Below are 26,219 nucleotides of genomic sequence, written 5' to 3' on the forward strand. Positions count from 1 at the left end.
GGTCAGCTCCTACGCCGTTTGGGTGTGTACGTAGTGCTGGTGTAGGAGCAGAGCTTGCTCGCGAGGGCCGTGGCGCGATGTGCAGGGCGGATCGCGGTGGATGCATCGCGACCAAGGTCGGCTCCTACGCCGTTTGGGTGTGTACCCACTGCCGGCGTAGGAGCCGAGCTTGCTCGCGAGGGCCGTGGCGCGTTGTGCCAGACAGATCGCGGTGGATGCATCGCGACCAAGGTCGGCTCCTACGCCGTTTGGGTGTGTACCCACTGCCGGCGTAGGAGCAGAGCTTGCTCGCGAAGGCCGTGGCGCGGCGTGCCGGGCGGATCGCGGTGGATGCATCGCGACCAAGGTCAGCTCCTACGCCGTTTGGGTGTGTACGTAGTGCTGGTGTAGGAGCAGAGCTTGCTCGCGAGGGCCGTGGCGCGATGTGCAGGGCAGAACGCAGACAACAAAAAACCCGCCGAGGCGGGTTTTTTGTTTGCCATTCCAACGTCCTGTCGGTGGCGTCCTTGCGATGGCTGGTCGGTCCTTGACCCTGAAGCAGTTCCTTTGCTTCAGTTGATGGGTCTAGATTACCGTCAGGCCCAAGAAAGCCATAGAGGAGATTGTGACCACAACGTGTAAGACATTCGCTATACCCGGCGCGATCGATCACCCACAAAAAAGGGTGCCCGAAGGCACCCTTTTTCTATGGTCTGACAGAACTTAGTTCTGTTTTTCCATTTGAGCACGCAGCAGGTCGCCCAGAGTGGTCGGCCCAGCAGCGATATCCGAAGTGGCTGGCTTGTCGCGCAGGCTTTGGATAGCTTCTTTCTCGTCTTCAACGTCTTTCGATTTGATCGACAGTTGGATGACGCGGGACTTGCGGTCAACGCTGATGATCTTGGCTTCGATTTCTTCGCCTTCCTTCAGAACGTTGCGCGCGTCTTCAACGCGGTCACGGCTGATTTCGGAAGCTTTCAGAATGGCTTCTACGCCATCGGCCAGAACCACTACAGCGCCCTTGGCATCAACTTCTTTTACGGTACCGCGAACGATAGCGCCTTTGTCGTTGACAGCAACGTAGTCAGACTGAGGGTCTGCTTCCAGTTGCTTGATGCCCAGGGAGATGCGCTCGCGCTCTGGATCTACGGACAGGATAACGGTATCCAGTTCGTCGCCCTTCTTGTAACGACGTACGGCTTCTTCGCCCACTTCGTTCCAGGAGATGTCGGACAGGTGAACAAGACCGTCGATGCCGCCGTCCAGACCAATGAAGATACCGAAATCGGTGATCGACTTGATGGTGCCGGAGATCTTGTCGCCCTTGTTGAACTGACCGGAGAAATCTTCCCACGGGTTCGACTTGCACTGCTTGATGCCCAGGGAGATACGACGGCGCTCTTCGTCGATGTCCAGAACCATGACTTCCACTTCGTCGCCGACTTGTACGACTTTCGAAGGGTGGATGTTCTTGTTGGTCCAGTCCATTTCGGAAACGTGTACCAGGCCTTCAACGCCTTCTTCCAGCTCAGCGAAGCAGCCGTAGTCGGTCAGGTTGGTCACGCGCGCCATGACGCGGGTGTGCTCTGGGTAACGAGCCTTGATAGCGACCCATGGATCTTCGCCCAGCTGCTTGAAGCCCAGGGAAACACGGTTGCGCTCGCGATCGTACTTCAGAACCTTGACATCGATCTCGTCGCCAACGTTGACGACTTCCGATGGGTGCTTGATACGCTTCCAGGCCATGTCGGTAATGTGCAGCAAGCCGTCCACGCCACCCAGATCGACGAATGCGCCGTAGTCGGTGAGGTTTTTGACGATACCTTTGACCTGTTGGCCTTCCTGCAGGGATTCCAGCAGAGCTTCGCGCTCGGCCGAGTTCTCGGCTTCCAGGACACTGCGACGGGAAACGACAACGTTGTTGCGCTTCTGGTCGAGTTTGATGACCTTGAATTCGAGCTCTTTACCTTCCAGGTGGGTGGTGTCGCGCACTGGGCGGACGTCGACCAGGGAACCAGGCAGGAACGCACGGATGCCGTTAACGTCGACAGTGAAGCCGCCTTTAACCTTACCGTTGATAACGCCCTTGACCACTTCCTCTGCAGCGAAAGCCGCTTCCAGAACAATCCAGCACTCGGCACGCTTGGCTTTTTCACGGGACAGTTTGGTTTCGCCAAAGCCGTCTTCAACCGCGTCCAGCGCAACGTGCACTTCGTCACCGACCTTGATGGTCAGATCGCCAGCGTCGTTGTGGAACTGTTCCAGCGGGATGAGGCCTTCCGACTTCAAACCGGCGTGAACGGTAACCCAACCAGCCTGGTAATCGATATCAACGATGATAGCCGTGATGATAGCGCCAGCCTGAAGGTTCAGGGTCTTTAGGCTTTCTTCAAAGAGTTCTGCAAAGCTTTCGCTCATTTTAATTCCTGTAGATTTGGGCGAAACATACGCCCATCAGCCACGCTCCAGACAACGTGGGTTTCGTTCAAGTAAAGAAAAGCCTACGGGACTAGGACTGGGGGCCCGTACGCTTTCTGGTCACCCGGCGATATCGCGAAGCGCGAACTCGCTCATGATGCGTTCCAACACCTGCTCGATGGAGAGTTCGGTGGAATCCAGCTGTATGGCATCGGCCGCCGGTTTGAGCGGGGCCACTGCGCGCTGGGTGTCACGCTCATCGCGTGCACGAATCTCATCTAGCAGACTCGACAGACTAACATCATCGCCTCGCGCCTTCAACTGCAGGTAACGGCGTCGAGCACGTTCCTCGGCGCTGGCCGTCAGAAAAATCTTCAAGGGCGCGGCGGGAAACACCACGGTACCCATGTCCCGGCCGTCGGCCACCAGGCCCGGCGCCTCCTGGAAAGCCCGCTGGCGCTGGAGCAGGGCTTCGCGCACGGCAGGCAAGGCCGCAACGATCGAGGCGCCCGCCCCGACCGTCTCGTTGCGAATGGCCTGAGTGACTTCTTCGCCTTCAAGAATGATGTGCTGAGGCTGCTCGGCGGTGGCGGCGACGAACTGCACGTCCAGATGAGCAGCCAACAAGTGCAGCGAAGCCTCGTTGCTCAGGGCCACGCCGTGGTTGCCGGCAGCAAACGCCAGCAGCCGGTACAGCGCGCCGGAATCCAGCAGATTCCAGCCCAGGCGCTTGGCGAGAATGCCCGCCACAGTGCCCTTGCCTGAACCGCTTGGCCCGTCGATGGTGATTACTGGGGCCTGAAAGTTCACGATTTGCCCTCTTTGGCCTGATTCAAAAGTTTGCCGAAATGCTCTCGTGCGCTGCGGGCACGGGTGAACACGTCGAGCAGTTGCTCGCCGTCACCCGCATCCACGGCCTCGCGCAGGTCGTCGAGGTCGGTACGAAACGTATCCAACGCGTGCAGAACGGCCTCGCGGTTACCGAGGAAAATGTCCCGCCACATCACCGGGTCGCTGCCGGCGATGCGCGTGAAGTCACGAAAACCGCCCGCGGCGTAACGAAAGATGTCGAGGTTCTCGCTGCGTTTTGCCAGTGAATCAACCAGACCGAAGGCTAGCAAATGCGGCAGATGACTGGTCGCTGCCAGCACTTCGTCGTGGCGCTCGACCTGCATGTGCTCAACATCCGCGCCCAGGGCCCGCCATAGAGTATCGACCACATCCAGCGCGGCGGCGTCGGTTTCCGGCAAAGGGGTCAGGATCACCTTGTGCCGACGAAACAGGCGCCCGTTGGACGCTTCCACACCACTCTGCTCGGAGCCGGCAATGGGGTGCCCCGGGACGAAGCGCGGCAACGACGTGCCAAACGCCTCGCGGGCGGCTCGCACGATATTGCCCTTGGCGCTGCCGACATCGGTCAGCACCGCGTTGCCCAGATCGAGTTTCGCCAGCATGGCCAGGAGTTTCTCCATGGCCAGGATCGGCACTGCCAGCTGGATCACGTCGGCGCCCTCGCAGGCGCGGGCCAGATCCGCTTCGCAGCGATCGACCACGCCCAGCTCGACGGCGCGAGCACGGGACGGTGCATGTTGATCGACCCCGACCACTTCGCGACACAGCCCGCTTTCGCGAGCGCCCTTGGCAAATGAACCGCCGATCAGGCCCAGACCGACCACCACCAGCCGACCGATGATAGGTGTCACAGGTTGCCGAGTGATGACATCAACCACGAGCCAGCACCTTGCCCAGCGCTTCGAGGAAGCGGCTGTTTTCAGCAGGCAGACCGATGGTCACCCGCAGATGGTTCGGCATGCCATAACCGGTCACCGGGCGTACGATGACGCCCTCGGCCAGCAGCGCGGTGTACACCGGCAAGCCGGCGGTACCGACATCCACGGCAATAAAATTGCCGCGCGAAGGAATCCAGCTGAGCCCCAAGGCCCGAAAGCCATCCTCCAGCTGCTGCATGCCGGCGGCATTGAGCTCGCGGCTGCGCACCAGGTAGTCGGTGTCCAACAGCGCAGCGCAGGCGGCCGCCAGGGCCAGGCTGTTGACGTTGAACGGCTGACGCACGCGATTGAGCACGTCGGCGATCACCGGCGCGGAGATCGCATAGCCTACCCGCAGTGCGGCCAGGCCATAGGCCTTGGAGAAGGTACGCGAGACCAGCAGGTTCGGGTGCGCGGCCAGAAAATTCAGGCCGTCCGGCAGGTCACCGCCCTGGGCGTATTCGATGTAGGCCTCGTCCAGCACCACCAGCACGTGCTCGGGCACGGCATCGAGGAACTCGCTCAAGGCCTGCGGACCGAACCAGGTGCCGGTCGGGTTGTTCGGGTTGGCAACGAAGACCAGCCGTGTCTTGTCGTCGATGGCCGCCAGCATTGCCGGCAGGTCATGACCGTAATCCTTGGCCGGCACGACCCGCGCCCCGGCGCTGACGGCCTGGGTGACAATCGGGTAGATGGCAAAGGCGTGCTCACTGAACACCGCGTTCAGGCCGGGGGCCAGATAGGCGCGAGCCACCAGCTCGAGAATGTCGTTGGAGCCGTTGCCCAGGGTGATCTGATCAGCGGACACGCCATAGCGAGTCGACAGCGCGGCCTTGAGGTCGAAACCGTTGCCATCGGGATAGCGAGTCAGTTCTTCCAGGGCTTCACGAATGGCCGCGACCGATTTGGCCCCAGGGCCCGAGGGGTTTTCGTTGCTGGCCAGCTTGATGATGGCCGCCGGGTCCAGATTCAGTTCACGGGCCAGTTCGTCCACCGGCTTGCCGGGAACGTAGGGTGAAAGTTGCTGCACACCCGACTGGGCCAGCGCGAGGAAATCGCTCATTTGTTTCTAAACCTTTATAAAACCGCTTTCGGGTAGGAACCCAGCACCTTGAGTGCCACGGCATCTTGACTGATCTTCTCGAGGACGGCCTTGATCAGCGGATCGCGATGGTGGCCGACAAAGTCGATGAAGAATACGTAGGTCCACTTGCCGCTGCGCGATGGACGGGTCTCGATCCGGGTCAGGTCGATGCCGTTGTCGTGGAAAGGCACCAGCAGTTCGTGCAGGGCGCCTGGGCGGTTGCTCATGGACACGATGATCGATGTCTTGTCGTCGCCGGTGGGCGGGACTTCCTGATTGCCGATGATCAGGAACCGCGTTGAGTTATCCGGACGGTCCTCGATCTTTTCCGCCAGATAAGTCAACTCGTACAGGCTCGCTGCCATTTCGCCGGCGATGGCCGCAGAGTTCCACTCGCTCTTCACCCGCTTGGCCGCTTCGGCGTTGCTGGCAACGGCCACGCGCTCGACGTTCGGGTAGTGCGCATCCAGCCACTTGCGGCACTGGGCCAGGGACTGGGCGTGAGAGTAGATGCGGCTGATGCTGCTGGTCTTGGTGCTGTCGCCCACCAGCAGATGGTGGTGGATGCGCAGCTCGACTTCGCCGCAAATCACCATGTCGTGCTCGAGGAAGCTGTCGAGGGTGTGGTTGACCGCGCCTTCGGTGGAATTTTCCACCGGCACCACGCCGAAGTTGACGGCGCCTGCCGCCACTTCACGGAACACTTCGTCGATGGCGGCCATCGGCGTGCTGATCACGGCATGGCCGAAATGTTTCATGCAGGCCGCCTGACTGAAAGTCCCTTCCGGCCCCAGGTAGGCAACCTTCAGCGGATTTTCCAAGGCCAGGCAGGAGGACATCACTTCCCGGAAAAGGCGGGCCATTTCCTCGTTACTGAGCGGGCCTTTGTTACGCTCCATGACCCGCTTGAGCACCGCCGCTTCACGCTCGGGGCGGTAGAACACCGGCACTTCGCCTTCCGCCAACGCGGCCATCTTCACCCGCGCCACTTCTTCGGCGCAGCGCGCACGGTCGCTGATCAGTTCGAGGATTTTCTCGTCCAGTGCGTCGATGCGCACCCGCAACGCCTTGAGCTCGTGTTCGGACATCAGCCGTTTTCCTTTTCGAACTCCGCCATGTAGCTGACCAGCGCCTCGACGGCGTCCTGGCCCAGGGCGTTATAAATGGAAGCGCGCATGCCGCCAACCGAGCGGTGGCCCTTGAGGTTGAGCAGGCCGCGCGCATCGGCGCCGGCGAGGAAGGCCTTGTCCAGGCGCTCGTCGGCCAGGCGGAACGGCACGTTCATCCACGAGCGTGCCTCAACGCTGATCGGGTTGCTGTAGAACGCACTGGCGTCGATGAAGCCGTACAGACGGTCTTTCTTCGCCCGGTTGCGCTGCTCCATGGCCACCACGCCACCCTGCTCTTTCAGCCACTCGAACACCAGGCCAGAGAGGTACCAGGAATAGGTTGCCGGGGTGTTGTACATCGAACCGTTGTCGGCCGCGACCTTGTAGTCGAGCATGGTCGGGCAGCTGCTGCGGGCACGGCCCAGCAGGTCTTCGCGAATGATCGCCACCACCAGGCCGCTGGGGCCGATGTTTTTCTGCGCGCCGGCGTAGATCATGCCGAACTGCGAGACATCGCATGGGCGCGACAGGATGTCCGAGGACATGTCCACCACCAGCGGGACATCACCGGCCTGCGGCACCCAGTCGAACTCCAGCCCGCCGATGGTTTCGTTGGACGCATAATGCACATAGGCTGCGCCCGGGGTCAGTTTCCACTCGCTTTGCGGCGGGATGGACAGGTAGTCGCGGGACTTGGCACTGGCCGGGATGTTGACATGGCCATAGCGACGCGCTTCATCGATGGCTTTTTTCGACCAGATACCGGTCTCGATATAGTCTGCGATGCCGTTTTCCGGCAGCAGATTGAGCGGGATCTCGGCAAATTGCTGGCTGGCGCCGCCCTGAAGGAACAGCACCTTGTAGTGGGACGGAATGGACAGCAGGTCGCGGAGGTCTTGCTCTGCCTTTTCGGCCACGGCGACGTAGTCATCGCTACGGTGACTCATTTCCATGATGGAAAGGCCCTTGCCATGCCAGTCCAGCAGCTCGGCCTGGGCGCGCTGCAAAACGGCTTCCGGAAGCGCGGCTGGGCCGGCGCAGAAGTTAAAGGCTCGATTGCTCACATCCACTCTCGCTCTGCTTGAATACGTTCGACATGCAGAATCGCGGCGGCTGGTTCCCGACCGGGCTCGCGTCCGAGCTTGCTCGGACGCGAGCCCGGTCGGGAACCAGCCGCCGCGACGCCTGCAGATATTACTCTTGCGGCGCCTCTTCGTCGGCCGCCGCGTCATCCCCTTCGGCGTCCGTCAGTGGCGCTTCGAAACTCTCCTCGCCTTCGAGCAATTCCTCGCCCTCGATTTCGGATGGCTCTTGCACACGCTCCAGGCCCACCAGGGTTTCATCGCTGGCCAGCTTGATCAGCGTCACGCCCTGAGTGTTGCGACCCAGGCTGGACACTTCGCCGACGCGGGTACGCACCAGGGTGCCCTGGTCGGAGATCAGCATGATCTCTTCGCCGTCGAGCACTTGCACAGCACCGACCAGACGCCCGTTACGGTCGTTGCTGACCATGGCGATCACGCCCTGGCCGCCACGCTTGTACTCGGGGAACTCGCCGATGGCGGTGCGCTTGCCGTAGCCGCGTGCCGAAGCGGTGAGGATCTGGCTGCCTTCCTCGGGGATGATCATGGAAATCAGCTTCTGCCCTTCCGGCAGACGCATGCCGCGTACACCGCGGGCGGTACGGCCCATGGCACGTACGTCAGATTCCTTGAAGCGGGTGACCTTGCCGCCGTCGGAGAACAGCATCACTTCGCGCTCGCCATCGGTGATGGCTGCGGAGATGAGGATGTCGCCTTCATCCAGTTCCAGGGCAATCAGGCCGACGCTGCGCTGACGGCTGAAGGACTCCAGCGGGGTCTTCTTCACGGTGCCCTGTGCGGTGGCCATGAAGATGAAGTGACCCTCGGTGTAGTCCTCGACCGGGAGCATGGTGGTGATGTACTCACCCTCGCCCAGCGGTAGCAGGTTGACCAGCGGGCGGCCGCGAGCGGCACGGGACGCTTCGGGGATTTCGTAGGTCTTGAGCCAGTACACCTTGCCCTTGCTGGAGAACAGCAACAGCGTGGTGTGGCTGTTGGCGACCAGCAGGTGCGAGATGTAGTCCTCGTCCTTGACGCCGGAAGCCGACTTGCCCTTGCCGCCACGGCGCTGCGCTTGATACGCCGCCAGAGGCTGAGTCTTGGCATAACCGGTATGGGAAATGGTCACCACGCGCTCTTCTTCGGGGATCATGTCGCCCAAAGTCAGGTCCAGGCGGGCATCGAGAATCTCGGTGCGGCGCACGTCGCCGTATTCGGCACGAATCAGTTCCAGCTCTTCGCGAATCACTTCCATCAGGCGCTCGGCGCTGTTGAGGATGCGGATCAGCTCGGCGATCTGGTTGAGGATCTCCTGGTACTCGGCCAGCAGCTTTTCGTGTTCCAGACCGGTCAGGCGGTGCAGACGCAGGTCGAGAATGGCCTGGGCCTGTTCCGGCGACAGGAAATACTTGCCGTCGCGCAGGCCGTATTGCGGGTCGAGGGTCTCCGGACGCGAGGATTCGGCGCCGGCGCGCTCGACCATGGCAGTCACGGCGGTGGATTCCCACGCGGTGTTGATCAGCGCTTCCTTGGCTTCGGACGGGGTCGGCGAGGCCTTGATCAGGGCGATCACCGGGTCGATGTTGGACAGGGCAACCGCCTGGCCTTCAAGGATATGGCCACGTTCGCGTGCCTTGCGCAGTTCGAACACGGTACGACGGGTCACCACTTCGCGGCGGTGACGGACGAACGCTTCGAGCAGGTCCTTGAGGTTGAGGATGCGCGGGCGACCGTCGATCAGGGCGACGATGTTGATGCCGAACACGGCCTGCAGCTGGGTCTGGGCGTAGAGGTTGTTGAGGATCACCTCCGGCACTTCCCCACGGCGCAGCTCGATGACCACGCGCATGCCGTCCTTGTCGGACTCGTCACGCAGCTCGGAGATACCTTCGAGCTTCTTCTCTTTCACCAGCTCGGCGATCTTTTCGATCAGCCGGGCCTTGTTCAACTGGTACGGCAGCTCGGTTACAACGATCTGCTGACGGCCGCCGACCTTGTCGATGTCTTCGATGTGGGAACGAGCACGCATGTAGATGCGCCCGCGACCGGTACGGTAGGCCTCGATGATGCCTGCACGGCCGTTGATGATGGCAGCCGTGGGGAAGTCGGGGCCAGGGATGAGCTGCATCAGCTCGTCGATGGACACGTCCGGGTTGTCGATGACTGCCAGGCAACCGTCCAGCACTTCGCCCAGGTTATGGGGCGGAATGTTGGTGGCCATGCCCACGGCGATACCGCTGGAGCCGTTGACCAGCAGGTTGGGAATGCGGGTCGGCATCACCGCCGGGATCAGCTCGGTGCCGTCGTAGTTGGGCACCCAGTCGACGGTTTCCTTGTGCAGGTCGGCCAGCAGTTCGTGGGCGAGCTTGGTCATGCGCACTTCGGTGTATCGCATGGCGGCGGCGTTGTCGCCGTCCACCGAACCGAAGTTGCCCTGGCCATCTACCAGCAGATAGCGCAGGGAAAAAGGCTGGGCCATGCGCACGATGGTGTCGTAAACGGCGGTGTCACCGTGAGGGTGGTACTTACCGATGACGTCACCGACCACACGGGCCGATTTCTTGTAGGGTTTGTTCCAGTCGTTACCCAGTTCGCTCATTGCAAACAGGACGCGGCGATGCACGGGCTTCAAGCCATCACGCGCATCGGGCAGTGCACGACCGACGATCACGCTCATTGCGTAGTCGAGGTACGACTGCTTCAGCTCGTCTTCGATATTGACCGGTAGAATTTCTTTGGCCAGTTCGCCCATGAGAAGCCTGATTCCTTTTTCTGGTGAAACTCCGCCACATCCTTATCAAGACGAACGAAGCTCGCCGCTGCAGGGCCAATGCCGGGCAGCGACTTACGACAAATCAACACGTTATGACACGGATCTGCGCAGTGAGGGTCGTGCCTGAACAGGACCCTGGAAACCGCCGGATGTTAGCACAATCGCCGTCAGGGACCTATCCCCTCAAAGCCTGGCATTACCATTAAACGATCAATGATCGTGGTTCAGGCGGGCTCTGAGGGGGTTTTGGCGAAAATACGGGATTTACCGATGCACCCTGGCGGGCAAGCCCGGCTGCCACAGGCGTCAACCTCGAAAATGACGTCGGCCTGTGGGGGCAAGGCTTGCCTGCGATAGCCGTTACGCGCTTTCGGGAACGATCAGAATCCCCGCCCGCAGCCCATTCTTCACCTTGGGGTTGGGAAAGATGATCCGCGCGCCTTGCTCTTCGACGATCCAGCGAATGCCGGGGGCGTCTTCCGCCAGCAGGTAGCCGGGTTTCAGTTCGGAAAAGTTTTCGATGTCCGCCGGCAGGTGCAGGGTAAAGGCATCGGTGCGCTTGATCACTTCGCGCGAGACCTTGAACACCTCCAGGCTTTGCAGGTCGTCTCCAGGCGGTGGCTCATCACCGCTGATCAGCTGTTCCAGCACCGTCTTCAAGCGGCTGACATCCACCTGTTGGTTATGACCGAACGGCCGCGCCTTGCCGAGTTCAAGGGTAAATGCCTCGGCACCGAGGGTTTCGTAGGTGTAGGCGCTGAAGGTAATCGACGAACGATTTTGTAACAGAATCGCCGCCATCCCGGCCCTCGCCAGGCGCGCCATCTGCTGGCGGGAATGCTCGCGCCCTTCTTGCCATGGATACAGCGCAAATTGCTCGATCTTCGAGCCGCGAATCGCGGTGTGCAGGTCGTAATGCAGCCGAGTGCGACCCGGCCCTTGGAAAAAATTGGCCGCCAGCCGCTCGAGGTCGGCCGCCCGCAAGGCCTCCGAACCACTGGATTGCTCATGCCGGCCATTGAACAGGCGGTTGACGTCCTGTTCCAGGTAACGCTCGCCCCGGCGCATGGCTTCGGGGTTGCCGAACACGAACAGCACCCGCGCCGCCGGCACCAGTCGGCCGTCGGCAATGGCGTGAAGCAATTCATCCAGCAGCTCGATGGGCGCGGTTTCGTTGCCATGGATACCTGCCGACAGCAGCAGGTCCAGGCCATCGTCCCGGGCCACGGGGGGCGTGACCTCAAGGACGCCCTCGCCCAGCCAGCGCAGGCGTACACCCGCCACGGTCAGCTGGATCTGCTGGGCCGGCTCGCGGCCGGCCAAGGTCAGTTGCAGCAGTTTTCCGAGGGCGAGCATAGAAACTTCCTTGAAGTGATCAGGCCTTAGTGATTGCAGTCCGGGCCATGCACGTGACCGTCTTCGTCATCACCGACCTCGGCCGGTTCCATTTCCAGCTGCAGGCTGACCAGGTTGGTGGCCAGTGGACGCAGCAGCAGGTTGGCGTATTCGGCGTCACCTTCCTCGACATCCACGCCGATCAGCAACTGGCCACGGCCATCGTGCTGAATCCACAATTCCTTGCCTTGCCACATCACCGCTACGCGGGTGCAGGAGGTTTCCAGCTGAGTGCCGTCGGTGTCTTCGAGTATCAGCTGCAGGGTGTCGGACATGATCGTGTTCTCTTGGCGATTTTACAGTTGAAAGGGGTAAACCGAGCCCAGTTTAAGGATTTGTGTCAACTCGTCCAAGGCCGAACGACATTCGTTCAGCAACTGCGGGTCAGCCAGGTCGCTTTCTACCAGGCGATCGCGGTAATGCTCATCAACCCATTCGGTCAATTCGATATAGAGCGCCGGGGTCATGATGACCGCCGGGTTGACCGCCGCCAGCTCCTGCTCGTTGAGGGCCACCCGCAGGCGCAGGCACGCGGGGCCGCCGCCATTCTGCATGCTCTGCTTGAGGTCGAATACCTTGACCTCCCTGACCGGACCGCCGCTGCCGGTCAGCCCTTGCAGGTACTGCCAGACCCGGCTGTTGGCTCGGCACTCTTCAGGGACGATCAGCAGCATCGAGCCGTCCGCGCGGGTCAGCAGTTGACTGTTGAACAGATAAGAACGCACGGCGTCTTCCACCGAGACCTGGTCACGGGGCACCGCGATGGACTGGAACTGGCCGCCGCGACGGGCGAGCTTGTCGCGCAGCTCGTCAAGCATGGCTTCGGTGCCGAGGAAGGCATCCTGGTGGTGGAACAGCACTTCGCCATTGCCCACGGCGATCACATCATTATGGAACACACCCTGATCGATCACCGCCGGATTCTGCTGGGCGAACACCACGCCGGCGTCACTCAGGCCATGCAGTCGGGCCACTGCGCGGGACGCTTCGAGAGTCTGGCGCGCGGGATATTGGTGCGGCGCCGGGTAGCGTGTGTCAAAGGCACTGCGGCCGTAGACGAAAAACTCCACGCCCGCCTCGCCGTAATCCCGGCAGAAACGGGTGTGGTTGGCGGCACCTTCATCGCCGAACTGCGCGACGGCAGGCAAGGCGGCATGATGGGCAAAGTGCCGGGCGTCCGCAAACATGGCGCCCAGCACCCGACTGGTGGTGGGATGTTCGATGCTGCGATGAAATTTGCAGTTGAGGTTGGCGGCGGTGAAGTGCACGCGGCCGTCCGCGGTGTCGCCACTGGGGCTGACCGTCGCGGCATTGGCGACCCACATGCTCGACGCCGAGCAACTGGCCACCAGCAGCGGCATGGCGTCCTTCGCCGCGCGCTGGATGACATCGGCGTCGCTGCCGCCAAAGCCCAGGTTGCGCAGGGCTTGAACGTCCGGCCGCTCTTGCGGCGCGAGCACTCCTTGCTGGAAGCCCATCTCCATCAGCGCCTTCATTTTTGCCAGGCCCTGCAGCGCCGCCTCGCGCGGGTTGGAGCCCTGCTGGCTGTTGTTCTGAGAGGCGACGTTGCCGTAGGACAGCCCGCCGTAATTGTGGGTAGGCCCTACCAGGCCGTCAAAATTCACTTCATAGGCTTTCATCGGCCAGGCTCCGTCGTTTTTTCAGGTCGCAGGCTCACAGGGTCACACCCGGCGCCAGGCTGGCGGGCAAGGCCACCTGCGCCACTTCCAGAGAAGCCACCGGGTAGGCGCAATAATCCGCAGCGTAATAGGCACTGGCGCGATGGTTGCCCGAAGCGCCGACGCCGCCGAAGGGCGCGCTGCTGGCGGCTCCGGTCAACTGCTTGTTCCAGTTGACGATACCGGCACGGCTTTGTAGCCAGAATGCCTGATAGCGCGCCTCGGAATCCGAAATCAAGCCGGCGGCCAGGCCGTACCGAGTGGCGTTGGCCTCCCGGACGGCACTGTCGAAGTCGGCGTAGCGAATCACTTGCAGCAGCGGGCCAAACAGCTCTTCATCGGGGCGCTCGGCCACCGTCGTGACGTCGAGGATACCGGCGGTCAGCAGGGCGGCATCGGGCTGCGGCTGGGTCATTGCCAGCAGGGCCACGGCACCGTTGGCCAGCAGATGAGCCTGGGCATCCATCAGTGCCTTGGCCGCGCCGAGGGAAATGACCGAGCCCATGAACGGCGCAGGTTGCTGATCAAAGGCACCCACCACCAGATCGGCCGACACCTTGGCCAGGCGCGCCAGCAGACGATCGCCCCAGGCACCCTCAGGCACCAACAGACGGCGGGCACAGGTGCAGCGCTGGCCCGCGGAGATGAACGCTGACTGAATCACGGTGTACACAGCCGCCTCCAGATCGGCGACCTCTTCGACGATCAGCGGATTGTTGCCACCCATTTCCAAGGCAAGGATCTTGTCCGGGCGGCCACCAAACTGTTGATGCAGCGCATTGCCCGTGCGGCTGGAACCGGTGAAGAACAGCCCGTCCAGGCCTGGATTGGCTGCCAGCGCCATGCCGGTTTCTCGTGCACCTTGCAGCAGATTGAGGACACCCGCCGGCAGACCGGCATCAATCCAGCACTGCAGCGTCAGCTCGGCCACTTTCGGCGTCAGCTCGCTGGGCTTGAACAGCACGCAGTTACCCGCCAGCAATGCCGGGACGATATGCCCGTTGGGCAGGTGGCCGGGAAAGTTGTAAGGGCCGAACACCGCGACCACACCGTGAGGCTTGTGCCGCAGCACCGCTGTGGCTTCCGCCAGCGGGCCGCTTTTTTCGCCGGTACGCTCACGGTAACTCTGCACTGAAATAGCCACTTTATTGACCATGCTGGTCACTTCAGTGGCCGCTTCCCACAACGGCTTGCCGGTTTCTTCGCCGATACAGCGAGCCAGCGCTTCGGATTGCTGCTTCAGGGCCGCAGCGAAGGCTTCCAGCAGACCGATGCGTTCTTCCAGCGGGCGTGACGCCCAGGCAGGGAAGGCTTTTCGCGCGGCCTGAACGGCTTGTTCCACCTGCGCTGCAGTCGCACTCTGGCCATGCCAGACGACGGCTTGGGAAACCGGATTCAAGGATTCGAAAGTACCGCCCTGACCAGCCAGCCAGGCACCATCAATGTACAGCGTATTCATTGTTTGCTCTCCCGAGCGGCCAGAGGCGACATGGGCACCGCCCGGACCTGGTCACCGACAGTCAGGCGCAGGCGTTTGGCCGTGGCCGGATCCACCACCAGCGTTCCGGCCGCCAGCCGCGCTGGCGCCGCCGTGACGCGGCAGTCTTCGCGCTTGCGGTTGTGGATAAGAAACGATGGGGCATCGTCACCGGGCGTGCCGATGGCGAGAATGAGGGTCTGACTGTCGGCCACTGCACGGATCTTGCCGGTCTCACATTCGACTGCCGGGCCCGCGTCGAAGATATCGACGTAACCCTGATAGCTGAAACCCTCTGCCTTGAGCATGGCCAGGGCCGGTTCGGTATCGGTATGCACCTTGCCGATCACCCCGCGTGCCGCTTCCGACAGGAAGCACGAATACAGCGGAAATTTGGGCATCAGTTCGGCGATGAAGGCTTTGTTGCCCACACCGGTCAGGTAGTCCGCCTGGCTGAACTCCATCTTGAAGAAGTGCCGACCCAGGCTCTCCCAGAACGGCGACCGACCATTCTCATCGGAAATACCGCGCATTTCGGCGATGATCTTGTTGCCGAACAGGCTGCGAAATTCGGCAATGAACAGCAACCGCGCCTTGGCCAGCAATCGGCCGTTGAGGCCGGTGCGCTGATCGTCACGCAGGAACAGCGAACACAGCTCGGAGTTGCCGGTCAAATCGTTGGCCAGGAACAGCGTGGGAATTTCCCGATAGATGTCCAGTTCCTGTGAAGCACTGACCGTCAGCCCTACCCGGTAGTTGTACCAGGGCTCGCGCAAGCCCACCGCACCGGCAATGGCGGAAATCCCCACCACCTGGCCGGCGTCGTCTTCGAGCACAAACAGGTAGTCGGCATCGCCCCGCCCCGCTTCGCCGCGAAAGGTCTTTTCAGCCCAACTCACCCGATGCGCCAGCCGCTCTTCATTGGCCGGCAACGTGGTCAGGCCGGCGCCGGTGCTGCGGGCCAGGTCGATCAGCGCGGGCAGGTCGCTGTTGCGTACGGGACGAACGATCATGCTTTCTCCTCAAGCGAAACGCATCCGAGTGTGCGCTGCGCAGAAACCGACCTGTGGATAACAGGATTCAAACAGCCACCAGGCGCACGCTGGCGCCCTCGCCCACACCCAGCGCTTCAGCCGCGCCCGGGGTCAGCGTCACCGGTTTGCCAGGCACCCAGTCGAGCTCCAGCAACACGGCGCGATAGTCCTGCAACTGACCGTTGGCCACCAGGTATTGCCGGCCATTTCCGTTGCTGCGCTCATCGGCGCGCTCGCTGTCCACTTTTACCGGGACCACGCGGCTCTGGGCAATGGAGCGGATGCTCGATACCCGCGCGTGCAGGGTCGGGCCGCCGTCGAAGATGTCGATGTAATGATCGGTCTCGAAGCCTTCGCGCATGAGGATGTCGAAGGTGATCTGCGCCCGCGGATGAACCTGGCCCATGGCTTCCTGGGCGGCATCGGGCAACAACGGCACGTAGATCGGGTAGTGCGGCATCAGCTCGGCGAGGAAGGTCCGGCTTTTCAGGCCGCACAGACGCTCGGCGGCGGCGTAGTTGATGTCGAAAAAATTGCGCCCGATGGCGTCCCAGAACGGCGAGTCGCCCTGATCGTCGCTGTAGCCGACGATCTCGGTCACCACCGAATCGGCGAAACGCTCGGGGTGATTGGCGACGAACAGCAGGCGACCACGGGAGTTGAGCTCCGACCAGGCGCTGCCCACCAGCTCCGGCACCACATAGAAGCTGGTGAGCAGGCTGTTGCCAGTGAGGTCATGGCACTGGGAAAGCACGTGGATCTTGTTATGGATCTTCAGCTCGCGCGATGCGTGCACGAAGGTCTCGTTGCGAAAACTGTAGAACGGCTCGGAATAGCCCGCCGAGGCGACGATGGCCGAGCAGCCCACCAGACGCTGGGTGGCGCTGTCTTCCAGTACAAAGAAATAGCTTTCCTCGCCATTGAAGCTGACTTCGGCGGCAAACGATGCATCGGACGCGGCAATCTTGTCGCGCAGGCGACCGGCATCGTCTGGCAGCGAAGTGACACCAATCGGGCTGTCGGCAGCCAGACGCTGGACCTCGTCCAGGTCAGCCATTTGCGCAGGGCGCATCACCAGCATGGTGTCACTCCTAGGGTTCTCAAGAAAAAAACAACCGTGTGCAGAAGAAAAAGAACGGGCGCACGCGCGCCCGTCGCAACAGAGAGCGGATCAGCCCTTGGTCAGGCTTGCCACGGCTCGCTCGAAGCGGTCCAGGCCCTCGTCGATATCCGTGTTTTCCACCACCAGGCTTGGGGCGAAACGCACTACGTCGGGGCCGGCTTGCAAGATCATCAGGTCGTGCTGCTCGGCAGCGTTGAAGAAGTCCTTGGCCTTGCCTTTCCAGGCGTCGGTCAACACGCAGCCGATCAACAGGCCCAAACCGCGCACTTCACTGAACACGCCGTACTGCTGGCCAATCTGCTCCAGGCGGGTCTTGAAACGGTCATGACGGGCACGCACACCAGCACGCACTTCGTCGGTATTGATGGTGTCGATCACCGCTTCCGCCACCGCGCAGGCCAGCGGGTTGCCGCCGTAGGTGGTGCCGTGGGTGCCGGGCTGGAAGTGCTTGGCCAGGTGCTCGGTGGTGAGCATGGCACCGATCGGGAAACCGCCGCCCAGGCTCTTGGCACTGGTGAGGATGTCCGGGATCACGCCGTAGTGCATGTAGGCGAACAGCTCGCCGCTGCGGCCCATGCCGCTTTGCACTTCGTCGAACACCAGCAGCGCGTTGAACTGGTTGCACAGCTCGCGGGCGCCTTGCAGGTAGGCCAGGTCAGCGGGCAGGACACCACCTTCGCCTTGCACCGGCTCCAGCACCACGGCGCAGGTCTTGTCCGAGACCGCCGCCCTGAGGGCTTCGAGGTCGTTGTACGGGACGTGGCTGATGCCGGTGATCTTCGGGCCGAAACCGTCGGAGTACTTGGGCTGGCCTCCGACACTGACGGTGAACAGGGTACGGCCGTGGAAGCTGTTGACGGCGGCAATGATCTCGTACTTGTCGGGGCCGAAATTGTCGTGGGCCACGCGCCGCGCCAGCTTGAAGGCGGCTTCGTTGGCTTCGGCGCCGGAGTTGCAGAAGAACGCACGCTCGGCAAAGGTGGCGTCCACCAGCTTGTGCGCCAGGCGCAAGGTCGGCTCGTTGGTGAACACGTTGGACACATGCCACAGCTTGTTGGCCTGCTCGGTCAAGGCCTTGACCAACACCGGATGGGCGTGGCCCAGCACGTTGACGGCAATGCCGCCGGAGAAGTCGATGAGCTCACGACCAGCCTGGTCCCACACGCGAGAACCCGCGCCGCGCACGGGGATGAAAGCCGCCGGTGCGTAAGTGGGAACAATTACCTGGTCGAAATCGGCGCGTTGCACCTGAGCATGCTCAACAGACATCGGAGTCTCCTGAAAAGGAACGTGGGCCTGGACTGGCCGACGATGGGGGGATTGTAGGGGCTGCCTGACACCCGGCATTGCCGCCAAGCGACAACTTCTTATAGCGCCAAACCGTGTTGTGCCGGGGTTGTCGGCAATGCGACATATAGCGTCACAAAGGCGCAGTTTAAACCTTTGGCGGGGGGATTGGCCAAGTGTGGGCTGGATCGCGATCTGCCCAAGATGGCCTTTCATCAAGACTCACCGAAAATACCTCTACCCCCGCTCCGCCGGCACCGACGACAACTCGAACGGACTGCTGTTGCGCCGTTGATTGCGATCCTCCCGTGGCGTGGCGCCAAAGAAGTTGCGATAGGCACTGGAAAAATGCGGCCCTGAGGAGAACCCGCACGACAGGCCGATCTGGATGATCGACTTGCTGGTCTGCATCAACATCTGCCGGGCCTTGTTCAGGCGCAGTTCCAGGTAGTACTGACTGGGTACCCGATTGAGGTACTGCTTGAAGATCCGCTCCAACTGGCGCCGCGAAACGCAGACGTGCTGGGCGATTTCATCGGTGGTCAGAGGCTCCTCGATATTGGCTTCCATCAGCAGCACGGCCTGGGTCAGCTTCGGGTGACTGGAACCCAGGCGATTTTGCAGCGGGATGCGCTGACGCTCGCCGCCCTCGCGGATACGCTCCACCACCAGTTCTTCGGACACCGCGCCGGCCAGCTCGGCGCCGTGATCGCGGGCCAGGACGGCCAGCAACAGATCGAGCACCGACAGACCGCCACAGGCGGTCATGCGGTCGCGGTCCCAGTCGAACAGATGGCTGGTGGCAATGACCTTGGGAAAACGCTCGGCAAAATCATCCTGCCAGCGCCAGTGCACGGCCGCCCGGTAACCGTCCAGCAAGCCCAGGAGTGCCAACGGGTAGACACCGGCCGACAGCCCGCCGATCACACAGCCACCGCGCACCGCATGCTTGAGCGCACTGCCCAGGCTGGCATGGACCGCGGTCGGCGGCTCGTCGGCCAGCAGGAACAGCTTGTGGCAGGCGTCCAACTGCCCCTGCCAGGGCAGTCCGGGCAACTGCCAGGCGCCGAGGGCCGGCACCTCCGGTGTTTCCGCCAGATAGAACTGCAGGTCATAGGTGACTTCCGGATGCACCTTTTGCGCTACGCGCAGGGCCTCCTCGGCCAGCGCCAGGGTCAAGGCCTTGGTGCCGGGCCAGACAAGAAAACCGATTCGTTGCGTGCTGCTCATGGGGTGATCCGGACTCAAGTGGGGTCAGCTTACTTCAAGCTGCCGGAAAGAAACTGCTGCAGGCGCTCGGACTTCGGGTTGGCCAGTACTTCACGCGGGTCACCGTGCTCTTCCACCCGCCCTTTGTGGAGGAACAGCAACTGGTTCGAGACTTCACGGGCAAACCCCATCTCGTGGGTCACCACCACCATGGTCCGACCTTCCTGGGCCAGGGACTGCATGACCTTGAGCACATCACCCACCAGCTCCGGGTCCAGCGCCGAGGTCGGCTCGTCGAACAGCATCACCTCAGGCTCCATCGCCAACGCTCGGGCAATGGCCACGCGCTGCTGTTCGCCGCCGGACATGTGGCCGGGATAGGCATCCTTGCGATGGCCGACCCCGACCTTGGCCAGGTAGTGCTCGGCCTTTTCCAGCGCCTCCTTCTTCGACAGGCCGAGTACGTGCACCGGTGCTTCCATCACATTTTCCAGCGCGGTCATGTGCGCCCACAGGTTGAAATGCTGGAACACCATGGACAGGCGCGAGCGCAGGCGCTGCAACTGTTTGGGATCGGCTGCCCGCAAGCCGCCGTCCTTGGCCGGCACCAGCTTGAGCTCTTCGTTGTTGAGCAGGATCTTGCCGCCATGCGGCTGTTCCAGCAGGTTGATGCAGCGCAGGAAGGTGCTCTTGCCCGAACCGCTGGAACCGATGATGCTGATGACGTCCCCCGCCTTGGCGGCCAGAGAAACACCCTTGAGCACTTCATGGGTGCCGTAGCGTTTGTGCAGGTCCTGAACTTCAAGTTTGTTCATGTCGTATGTCTCGCAAAACGGTCAGTCGCTGAGCAGTCGCCCGCGACGAAGAGGTTGGCTGCCCGCAATCTTTGCCAGCCAGAAGCCGGGTTGCGCGTAACGCAGGCGTTCAATGGCAAACAGCACGCCGGCCGTACCGGCGCACACCGTGCTGACCTGGTCGGACAGCGGGTCTATGACTTCGAACAGCGGGTCACCCACCTCGACCCACTCCCCGGCCCGACGCAGAAAGCTGACCACTCCGGGATGCGGCGCGTAGAGCAGTTCGGTGCCTTCGAACGGGACAGCCTCGCAACAGCCGTCAGCGGCCGGCCATTGACCGTCGATCAAGCCCTGCTCGGCGAGAAACGCCAGGATGCCTTCGGCATGGGCCACAGCCTGGTCACGCTCGGTGTCGGCCTGGCCGCCCAGCTCGACGGTGGTCGCCAGGCACGCCAGGGGAATCTGCGCCTGAGGGAACAGCCGTTGCAGGCGCAACCAGGACAAGGAACAGGCCTCGTCGAAGGAACTGCCGCCCGAGTCCTCGGCCAGCAGACCGACCTTGACGCCCAGGTGCCCGGCCAGCGAACGCCACTGTGGCCATTGTTGCGGCAAGGCGTACATGTGCAGGGCTGCATCCGCGTCGCAGTGCAGGTCCAGCACCACATCGGCGGTGCAGGCATGGCTCAGCAACAACCGTTGCAGGCCTTGCAGCTGGCTGCTGGCCGGTGGCAGCGCGGCCAGCACGTCGAGCATGGCCTGGCGGATCAGCAAGGTGTTGGCATGACCGTCCTCACCGAGCCTGCCCTGCAGTAACTCGGCCACCGGTTCGCTCAGCTCGAAGAAGTCGCGATTGAAGTTCTTGCCGCTGCCGAACTCGAAACGGCCTTGATGGGCACCCTGAAGCAATTGCCCCAGCCCGATGGGGTTGGCCACCGGCACCAGCTCGATCACGCCCTTCAGCGCCCCGGCCGCTTCCAGCTGCCCCAGGCGCTTTTTCAGCTCCCAGGCAGTGCGCATGCCCGGCAGCTCGTCTGCATGCAGGCTGGCCTGAATGTAAGCCTTGCGCTGGCCCTCGCCGAAGCGAAAGACACTCAGCAGGCGCTCGGTGCCGAGGGTGCTCCACGGCAGTGAAATGTCGGTACGTAGCATGCAGTCAGCCCTTGCGTGGAGCCAGGTAGCCCAGCCAGCGGCGCTCGGCCAGCTTGAACAGGCGTACGAGGATAAAGGTCAGGCACAGGTAGAACACACCCGCGGTGATATAGGCCTCGAAGGGCAGGTAGAACTGCGCGTTGACCGTGCGCGCCGCACCGGTGATGTCCAGCAGCGTCACGATACTGGCAAGACTGGTGGTCTGCAGCATCATGATCACTTCATTGCTGTACTGCGGCAGCGCCCGGCGCAAGGCCGACGGCAGCAGGATCCGTCGATACATCCTGGCGCGGGACATGCCCATCGCCTTGGCCGCCTCGATCTCCCCGGCGGGCGTGGCCCGCAGGCTGCCGGCGATGATCTCGGCGGTATAGGCGCTGGTGTTGATGGCAAAGGCCAGGCAGGCGCAGAAGGTCGCGCTGGACAGCCACGGCCAGAACACACTGTTGCGCACCGCTTCGAACTGGGCCAGCCCGTAGTAGATGAGAAAGAGCTGGACCAGCATCGGTGTGCCGCGAATCACATAGGTGTAGAGCCAGGCGATACCGTTGACCAGCGGCTGTTTCGACACCCGCATGAGGGCCAGCGGCAAGGCCGCCATCAGGCCGAAGGCCAGGGACAGCGCCAGCAGCTTGAGCGTTTCCAGCAAGCCGGCGAAGTACAGCGGCAGGCTCTGCCAGACCACCACGTAGTTGAAGATCATAGGTCAGCCACCTTGACGCCAGCCGAGTAGCGTTTCTCCACCGCCCGCAGGATCAGCAGCGAGACGCTGGTGATCACCAGGTACAAGGCCGCCACGGCGAGGTAGAACGTGAAGGGTTGGCGGGTCGCATCAGCCGCCTGTTTGGCCTTGAACATCATGTCCTGCAGCCCCACCACCGAAATCAAGGCAGTGGCCTTGGTCAGCACCAGCCAGTTGTTGGTGAAACCTGGAATCGCCAGGCGAATCATTTGGGGCACCAGCACCCGAAAGAAGATCTGCAGACTGCTCATGCCATAGGCCATGCCGGCCTCGGCCTGGCCTTTGGGGATGGCCATGAACGCCCCGCGGAAGGTTTCCGAAAGATAGGCTCCGAAGATAAAGCCCAGCGTCACGATGCCCGACACCAGCGGATCGAGGTCGATGTAGTCGTCGTGCCCCAGCATCGGCGCCACGGTGTTGAGCAGGTTCTGACCGCCGTAGAAGATCAGCAGGATCAGCACCAGGTCGGGAATCCCGCGAATCACCGTGCTGTACAGGTCCCCCAGGCGCGCCAGCCAGCGCACCGGCGACAGGCGCATTGCCACACCGATCAGGCCCAGCACGATGGCCAGTGCCATCGAACTGAGGGCCAGCTGCAGCGTCAGCCATACGCCATCGAGGATGACGCCTGCGTAGCCATTCAACATGTAAGGGATCCTCGACTGTGAACCGAACCTGCCGTGAAAAAAGGCGCCGGCCTCAGGGTCACTGGGGCCGGCGCCGTGGCGGTGAACATCAGGACGGCGTTATTGGCCGTAGATATCAAAATTGAAGTACTTGTCCTGGAGGGTCTTGTAGGTGCCGTTGGCGCGAATGGCAGCAATGGCGGCGTTGATCTTGTCCAGATCGGCCTTGTCACCCTTGCGCACGGCGATGCCCACGCCGTCACCGAAGTACTTCACGTCGGTGAATGCCGGGCCGACGAAAGCATAGCCCTTGCCAGCATCGGTATTGAGGAAACCGTCCTGCAGCAGGGTCGCGTCGGCCAGGGTGCCGTCGAGGCGTCCGGCGGCCACGTCCAGGTAAATCTCGTTCTGCGAACCGTAAGGCACGACTTCGGCGCCCAGGGGCTTCAACACTTCGGTGGCAAAGCGCTCATGGATCGAGCCGCGCTGCACGCCGATCTTCTTGCCCTTGATTTCAGCCAGGCCTTCGCTCAGCGGCGTGCCGGCCTTCATCACCAGGCGAGCCGGGGTGTTGTAGTACTTGTTGGAGAAATCCACCGATTGCTTGCGCTCGTCGGTGATGGACATGGACGAGAGAATGGCATCGATCTTGCGCACTTTCAGCGCCGGGATCAGGCCGTCGAACTCCTGCTCGACCCACACGCACTTGACCTTCATTTCGGCGCACAGGGCGTTGCCGATGTCGTAGTCGAAACCGACGATCTTGCCGTCCGGCCCTTTGGACGCAAACGGTGGGTAAGCGGCTTCGATGCCGATCTTCATTGGTTTTTCGTCGGCAAGGGCAGTAACCGACAGCACGGACAGCGCCAGGGCGCCAAGCAGGGCAAGTTTTTTCATGTGGACAACCAATGAGCGAAATGGGCGCCGACCAGTCAGCGAGTGACCGGCATTCTAGCGGCAGGGGGTAACTCGATATTTCTTCAATGCGACAAGTAATTACAGAAGCATCGAGAAAGCAGATAGAGGGTGTTGACAGTTGTTGCGGGGTATGTAGCGCAAAAGCAAGCTAACCGGTCTATCAAGCAAATTACGCGCCTATTATTGGCAAAGCCTTGCACTGCGGCAAGTGCGGCGTGACAGGAGGGGTTTGCGATTCAGGGACTTGCGTTGTTTTGAGTCATTAAGCCCCAGGCTGGGGCGCCAGCGGTAACACCGATAGATATCGAGGTTGTGGCCAGCAAGGAGAACCAACCGGCAGGGCCGAGCTTGCTCGGGAAGCGGGCGGCGCGGCCTTGCCGCGCAGCTCGGTCCTGTACCGCCGATGATCGCGCGCGGTTACGCCACCTTCATGGTCCGATGGGTCTCCACCAGGTGCTGCACCACTCCAGGGTCGGCCAGGGTCGAGATATCCCCCAGGGCGTCGTATTCGCCCGTGGCGATCTTACGCAGGATACGGCGCATGATTTTCCCCGAGCGAGTCTTCGGCAGGCCAGGCGCCCACTGGATGACGTCCGGCGAGGCAATCGGGCCGATCTCCTTGCGCACCCAGTTCTTCAATTCAAGACGCAAGGCTTCGCTGGGCTCTTCACCGCCATTGAGGGTCACGTAGACATAGATCCCCTGCCCTTTCAAGTCATGGGGCACACCTACCACGGCGGCTTCCGCCACTTTGGGATGGGCGACCATGGCGCTTTCGATCTCCGCCGTACCCATTCGGTGACCCGAGACGTTGAGCACGTCATCCACACGCCCGGTGATCCAGTAGTAACCGTCTTCGTCGCGACGTGCGCCGTCGCCGGTGAAGTACATGCCGCGGAAGGTCTTGAAGTAGGTGTCGACGAAACGGTCGTGGTCGCCGTACAGGCTGCGAGACTGCCCGGGCCAGGAGTCCAGAATCACCAGGTTGCCCTCGGCGGCGCCCTCGATGATGTTGCCCAGGTTATCCACCAGCGCGGGCACTACCCCAAAGAACGGCTTGGTGGCCGAACCTGGCTTGAGCGCCGTCGCCCCCGGCAGCGGGCTGATCAGGATGCCGCCGGTTTCGGTCTGCCACCAGGTGTCGACGATCGGGCAATGCTGCTGGCCGATGGTGTTGTGGTACCAGTTCCAGGCTTCGGGGTTGATCGGCTCGCCCACCGACCCCAGCAGGCGCAAGCTCGACCCGTCGGCGCCCGCCACAGCGGCCTTGCCCTCGGCCATCATGGCGCGAATGGCCGTCGGCGCGGTGTAGAGAATATTGACCTTGTGCTTGTCGATGATCTTCGACAAGCGCGTGATGTCCGGGTAGTTCGGCACCCCTTCAAACAGCAAAGTGGTGGCGCCGTTGGCCAACGGGCCATAGACGATGTAGCTGTGGCCGGTGACCCAACCCACGTCGGCGGTGCACCAGTAGATGTCCCCTGGCTTGTAGTCGAACACCCGCTCATGGGTCAAGGCGGCATAAACCAGGTAGCCACCGGTGGTGTGCAGCACGCCCTTGGGTTTACCGGTGGAGCCCGAGGTGTAGAGGATGAACAAGGGCTCTTCGGCACCCATTTCTTTCGGCGCGCAATGGCTGGAGGCGACCTTCATCAGGTCCTCGTACCAGATGTCGCGGTGCTGGTGCCAGGCGATGTTGCCGCCGGTGCGCTTGCACACGATGATTTTCTGCACGCTGGCCGTTTCCGGGTTGGTCAGCGCCAGGTCGACATTGGCCTTGAGCGCCGTACGCTTGCCGCCGCGCACGCCTTCGTCGGCGGTGATGACAATTTTCGATTTGCAGTCGATGATCCGCCCGGCCAGCGCTTCAGGCGAGAAGCCGCCGAACACTACCGAATGAATCGCGCCGATGCGGGTACAGGCCAGCATGGCCACCACGGCTTCGGGAATCATCGGCATGTAAAGGGTCACCACGTCGCCACGGTGCACGTCCTGACCGCGCAACGCATTGGCGAACTTGCACACTGCTTCGTGGAGTTCTCGGTAAGTGATGTTGCGGTGGTCGGCCGGGTCGTCGCCTTCCCAGATGATCGCGATCTGGTCACCCCGCTCGGCAAGGTGGCGATCCAGACAGTTGTAGGAGACGTTGAGGGTGCCGTCGGCGAACCACTTGATGTCCACGTGGTGGTCATCAAAGGAAGTCTGCTTCACGGCATCAAACGGCTTGATCCAGTCAAGGCGCCGGGCCTGTTCACGCCAGAAACCATCCGGGTTGATGACTGACTGCTGGTACATGGCCTTGTAGGTCGCTTCGTCGGTCAGGGTGGCCGCTGCCACTTCAGGACGAACAGGATACAAAGAAGCCGCACTCATCTTTCTTACCTCGGTGGAATGTTTGTTGTTGTAGACAAGTCTTGTAAGGCCCTGGGGCCGACTTGACCATTCGACGATGGTATTAACTTGGACCATACCCCTCTGGGACGGCCTTGTCAGCCCCGTTTCGATGAACATTGCGGGCCGTGCTGCGCCGCCGCGAAAGTCATTGTTACCGATTCGGATAAAACTGTTT

General features: G+C 62.1%; 20 protein-coding genes and 1 pseudogene. All 21 read right to left on the minus strand.

The window, feature by feature from the left end:
- Positions 1–702 precede the first annotated feature (702 nt).
- The 21 genes and pseudogenes from rpsA to acs all read right to left on the minus strand — a co-directional run bounded on the left by rpsA (position 703) and on the right by acs (position 26,023).
- Complete coding sequence (rpsA, locus tag HB675_RS17375; protein ID WP_213879746.1) at positions 703–2,397, minus strand: 30S ribosomal protein S1; 1,695 nt, start codon at positions 2,395–2,397, stop codon at positions 703–705.
- A 120-nt stretch (positions 2,398–2,517) separates the two neighbouring features.
- Complete coding sequence (gene cmk / locus HB675_RS17380) at positions 2,518–3,207, minus strand: (d)CMP kinase (protein ID WP_213879748.1); 690 nt, start codon at positions 3,205–3,207, stop codon at positions 2,518–2,520.
- A gap of 23 nt (positions 3,208–3,230) precedes the next feature.
- Positions 3,231–4,127: pseudogene (locus HB675_RS17385) on the minus strand (prephenate dehydrogenase/arogenate dehydrogenase family protein); the annotation flags it as partial.
- Positions 4,120–5,229 (minus strand): histidinol-phosphate transaminase, encoded by a 1,110-nt coding sequence (gene hisC / locus HB675_RS17390; RefSeq protein ID WP_213879750.1) that lies wholly within the window; start codon positions 5,227–5,229, stop codon positions 4,120–4,122. The pseudogene HB675_RS17385 and the gene hisC, both read right to left, overlap by 8 nt.
- Before the next feature lie 14 nt (positions 5,230–5,243).
- The gene (gene pheA / locus HB675_RS17395; protein WP_213879752.1) at positions 5,244–6,338 is read right to left on the minus strand and encodes a prephenate dehydratase; all 1,095 of its coding nucleotides are present in this window, start codon (positions 6,336–6,338) and stop codon (positions 5,244–5,246) included.
- The gene (gene serC, locus HB675_RS17400) at positions 6,338–7,423 is read right to left on the minus strand and encodes a 3-phosphoserine/phosphohydroxythreonine transaminase (RefSeq protein WP_213879754.1); all 1,086 of its coding nucleotides are present in this window, start codon (positions 7,421–7,423) and stop codon (positions 6,338–6,340) included. The genes pheA and serC overlap by 1 nt, the downstream gene beginning before the upstream one ends.
- Before the next feature lie 130 nt (positions 7,424–7,553).
- A complete protein-coding gene (gyrA, locus tag HB675_RS17405; protein ID WP_213879757.1) occupies positions 7,554–10,193 on the minus strand; it encodes a DNA gyrase subunit A in 2,640 nt (879 codons plus the stop codon).
- A gap of 381 nt (positions 10,194–10,574) precedes the next feature.
- Positions 10,575–11,570, minus strand: a complete 996-nt coding sequence (gene astE, locus HB675_RS17410) for a succinylglutamate desuccinylase (protein ID WP_213879759.1) — start codon at positions 11,568–11,570, stop codon at positions 10,575–10,577.
- A 26-nt stretch (positions 11,571–11,596) separates the two neighbouring features.
- The gene (locus tag HB675_RS17415) at positions 11,597–11,884 is read right to left on the minus strand and encodes a topoisomerase II (RefSeq protein ID WP_213879761.1); all 288 of its coding nucleotides are present in this window, start codon (positions 11,882–11,884) and stop codon (positions 11,597–11,599) included.
- Positions 11,885–11,905: 21 nt separating this feature from the next.
- The gene (gene astB, locus HB675_RS17420; protein WP_213879763.1) at positions 11,906–13,249 is read right to left on the minus strand and encodes an N-succinylarginine dihydrolase; all 1,344 of its coding nucleotides are present in this window, start codon (positions 13,247–13,249) and stop codon (positions 11,906–11,908) included.
- 34 nt (positions 13,250–13,283) lie between these two features.
- The gene (gene astD / locus HB675_RS17425) at positions 13,284–14,747 is read right to left on the minus strand and encodes a succinylglutamate-semialdehyde dehydrogenase (protein WP_213879765.1); all 1,464 of its coding nucleotides are present in this window, start codon (positions 14,745–14,747) and stop codon (positions 13,284–13,286) included.
- Positions 14,744–15,778 (minus strand): arginine N-succinyltransferase, encoded by a 1,035-nt coding sequence (gene astA, locus HB675_RS17430; RefSeq protein ID WP_213879767.1) that lies wholly within the window; start codon positions 15,776–15,778, stop codon positions 14,744–14,746. Before astA ends, astD begins: the two co-directional genes overlap by 4 nt.
- A gap of 67 nt (positions 15,779–15,845) precedes the next feature.
- Entirely contained in the window at positions 15,846–16,880 is a 1,035-nt protein-coding gene (gene aruF / locus HB675_RS17435; RefSeq protein ID WP_213879769.1) for an arginine/ornithine succinyltransferase subunit alpha, read from the minus strand.
- Between the two features lie 90 nt (positions 16,881–16,970).
- Positions 16,971–18,191 carry an aspartate aminotransferase family protein gene (locus tag HB675_RS17440; RefSeq protein ID WP_213879771.1) on the minus strand — a complete coding sequence of 407 codons (1,221 nt, stop codon included), beginning with the start codon at positions 18,189–18,191 and terminating at the stop codon, positions 16,971–16,973.
- A 255-nt stretch (positions 18,192–18,446) separates the two neighbouring features.
- On the minus strand, positions 18,447–19,439 hold the full coding sequence (locus tag HB675_RS17445; RefSeq protein ID WP_213879773.1) for a GlxA family transcriptional regulator: 993 nt from the start codon (positions 19,437–19,439) through the stop codon (positions 18,447–18,449).
- A gap of 29 nt (positions 19,440–19,468) precedes the next feature.
- Positions 19,469–20,233, minus strand: coding sequence for an ATP-binding cassette domain-containing protein (locus tag HB675_RS17450; RefSeq protein ID WP_213879775.1), 765 nt, complete (start codon positions 20,231–20,233; stop codon positions 19,469–19,471).
- Between the two features lie 21 nt (positions 20,234–20,254).
- Entirely contained in the window at positions 20,255–21,364 is a 1,110-nt protein-coding gene (locus tag HB675_RS17455; protein ID WP_213879777.1) for a M14 family metallopeptidase, read from the minus strand.
- A gap of 4 nt (positions 21,365–21,368) precedes the next feature.
- Positions 21,369–22,067, minus strand: coding sequence for an ABC transporter permease (locus HB675_RS17460; protein ID WP_213879779.1), 699 nt, complete (start codon positions 22,065–22,067; stop codon positions 21,369–21,371).
- Positions 22,064–22,753, minus strand: a complete 690-nt coding sequence (locus HB675_RS17465; protein ID WP_213879781.1) for an ABC transporter permease — start codon at positions 22,751–22,753, stop codon at positions 22,064–22,066. The genes HB675_RS17460 and HB675_RS17465 overlap by 4 nt, the downstream gene beginning before the upstream one ends.
- Before the next feature lie 99 nt (positions 22,754–22,852).
- Entirely contained in the window at positions 22,853–23,629 is a 777-nt protein-coding gene (locus HB675_RS17470; protein WP_213879783.1) for an ABC transporter substrate-binding protein, read from the minus strand.
- 438 nt (positions 23,630–24,067) lie between these two features.
- Positions 24,068–26,023, minus strand: a complete 1,956-nt coding sequence (acs, locus tag HB675_RS17475) for an acetate--CoA ligase (RefSeq protein ID WP_213879785.1) — start codon at positions 26,021–26,023, stop codon at positions 24,068–24,070.
- Between the last annotated feature and the right edge of the window lie 196 nt (positions 26,024–26,219).

This window comes from Pseudomonas sp. dw_358 (genome assembly GCF_018449655.1).
GTDB lineage: Bacteria > Pseudomonadota > Gammaproteobacteria > Pseudomonadales > Pseudomonadaceae > Aquipseudomonas.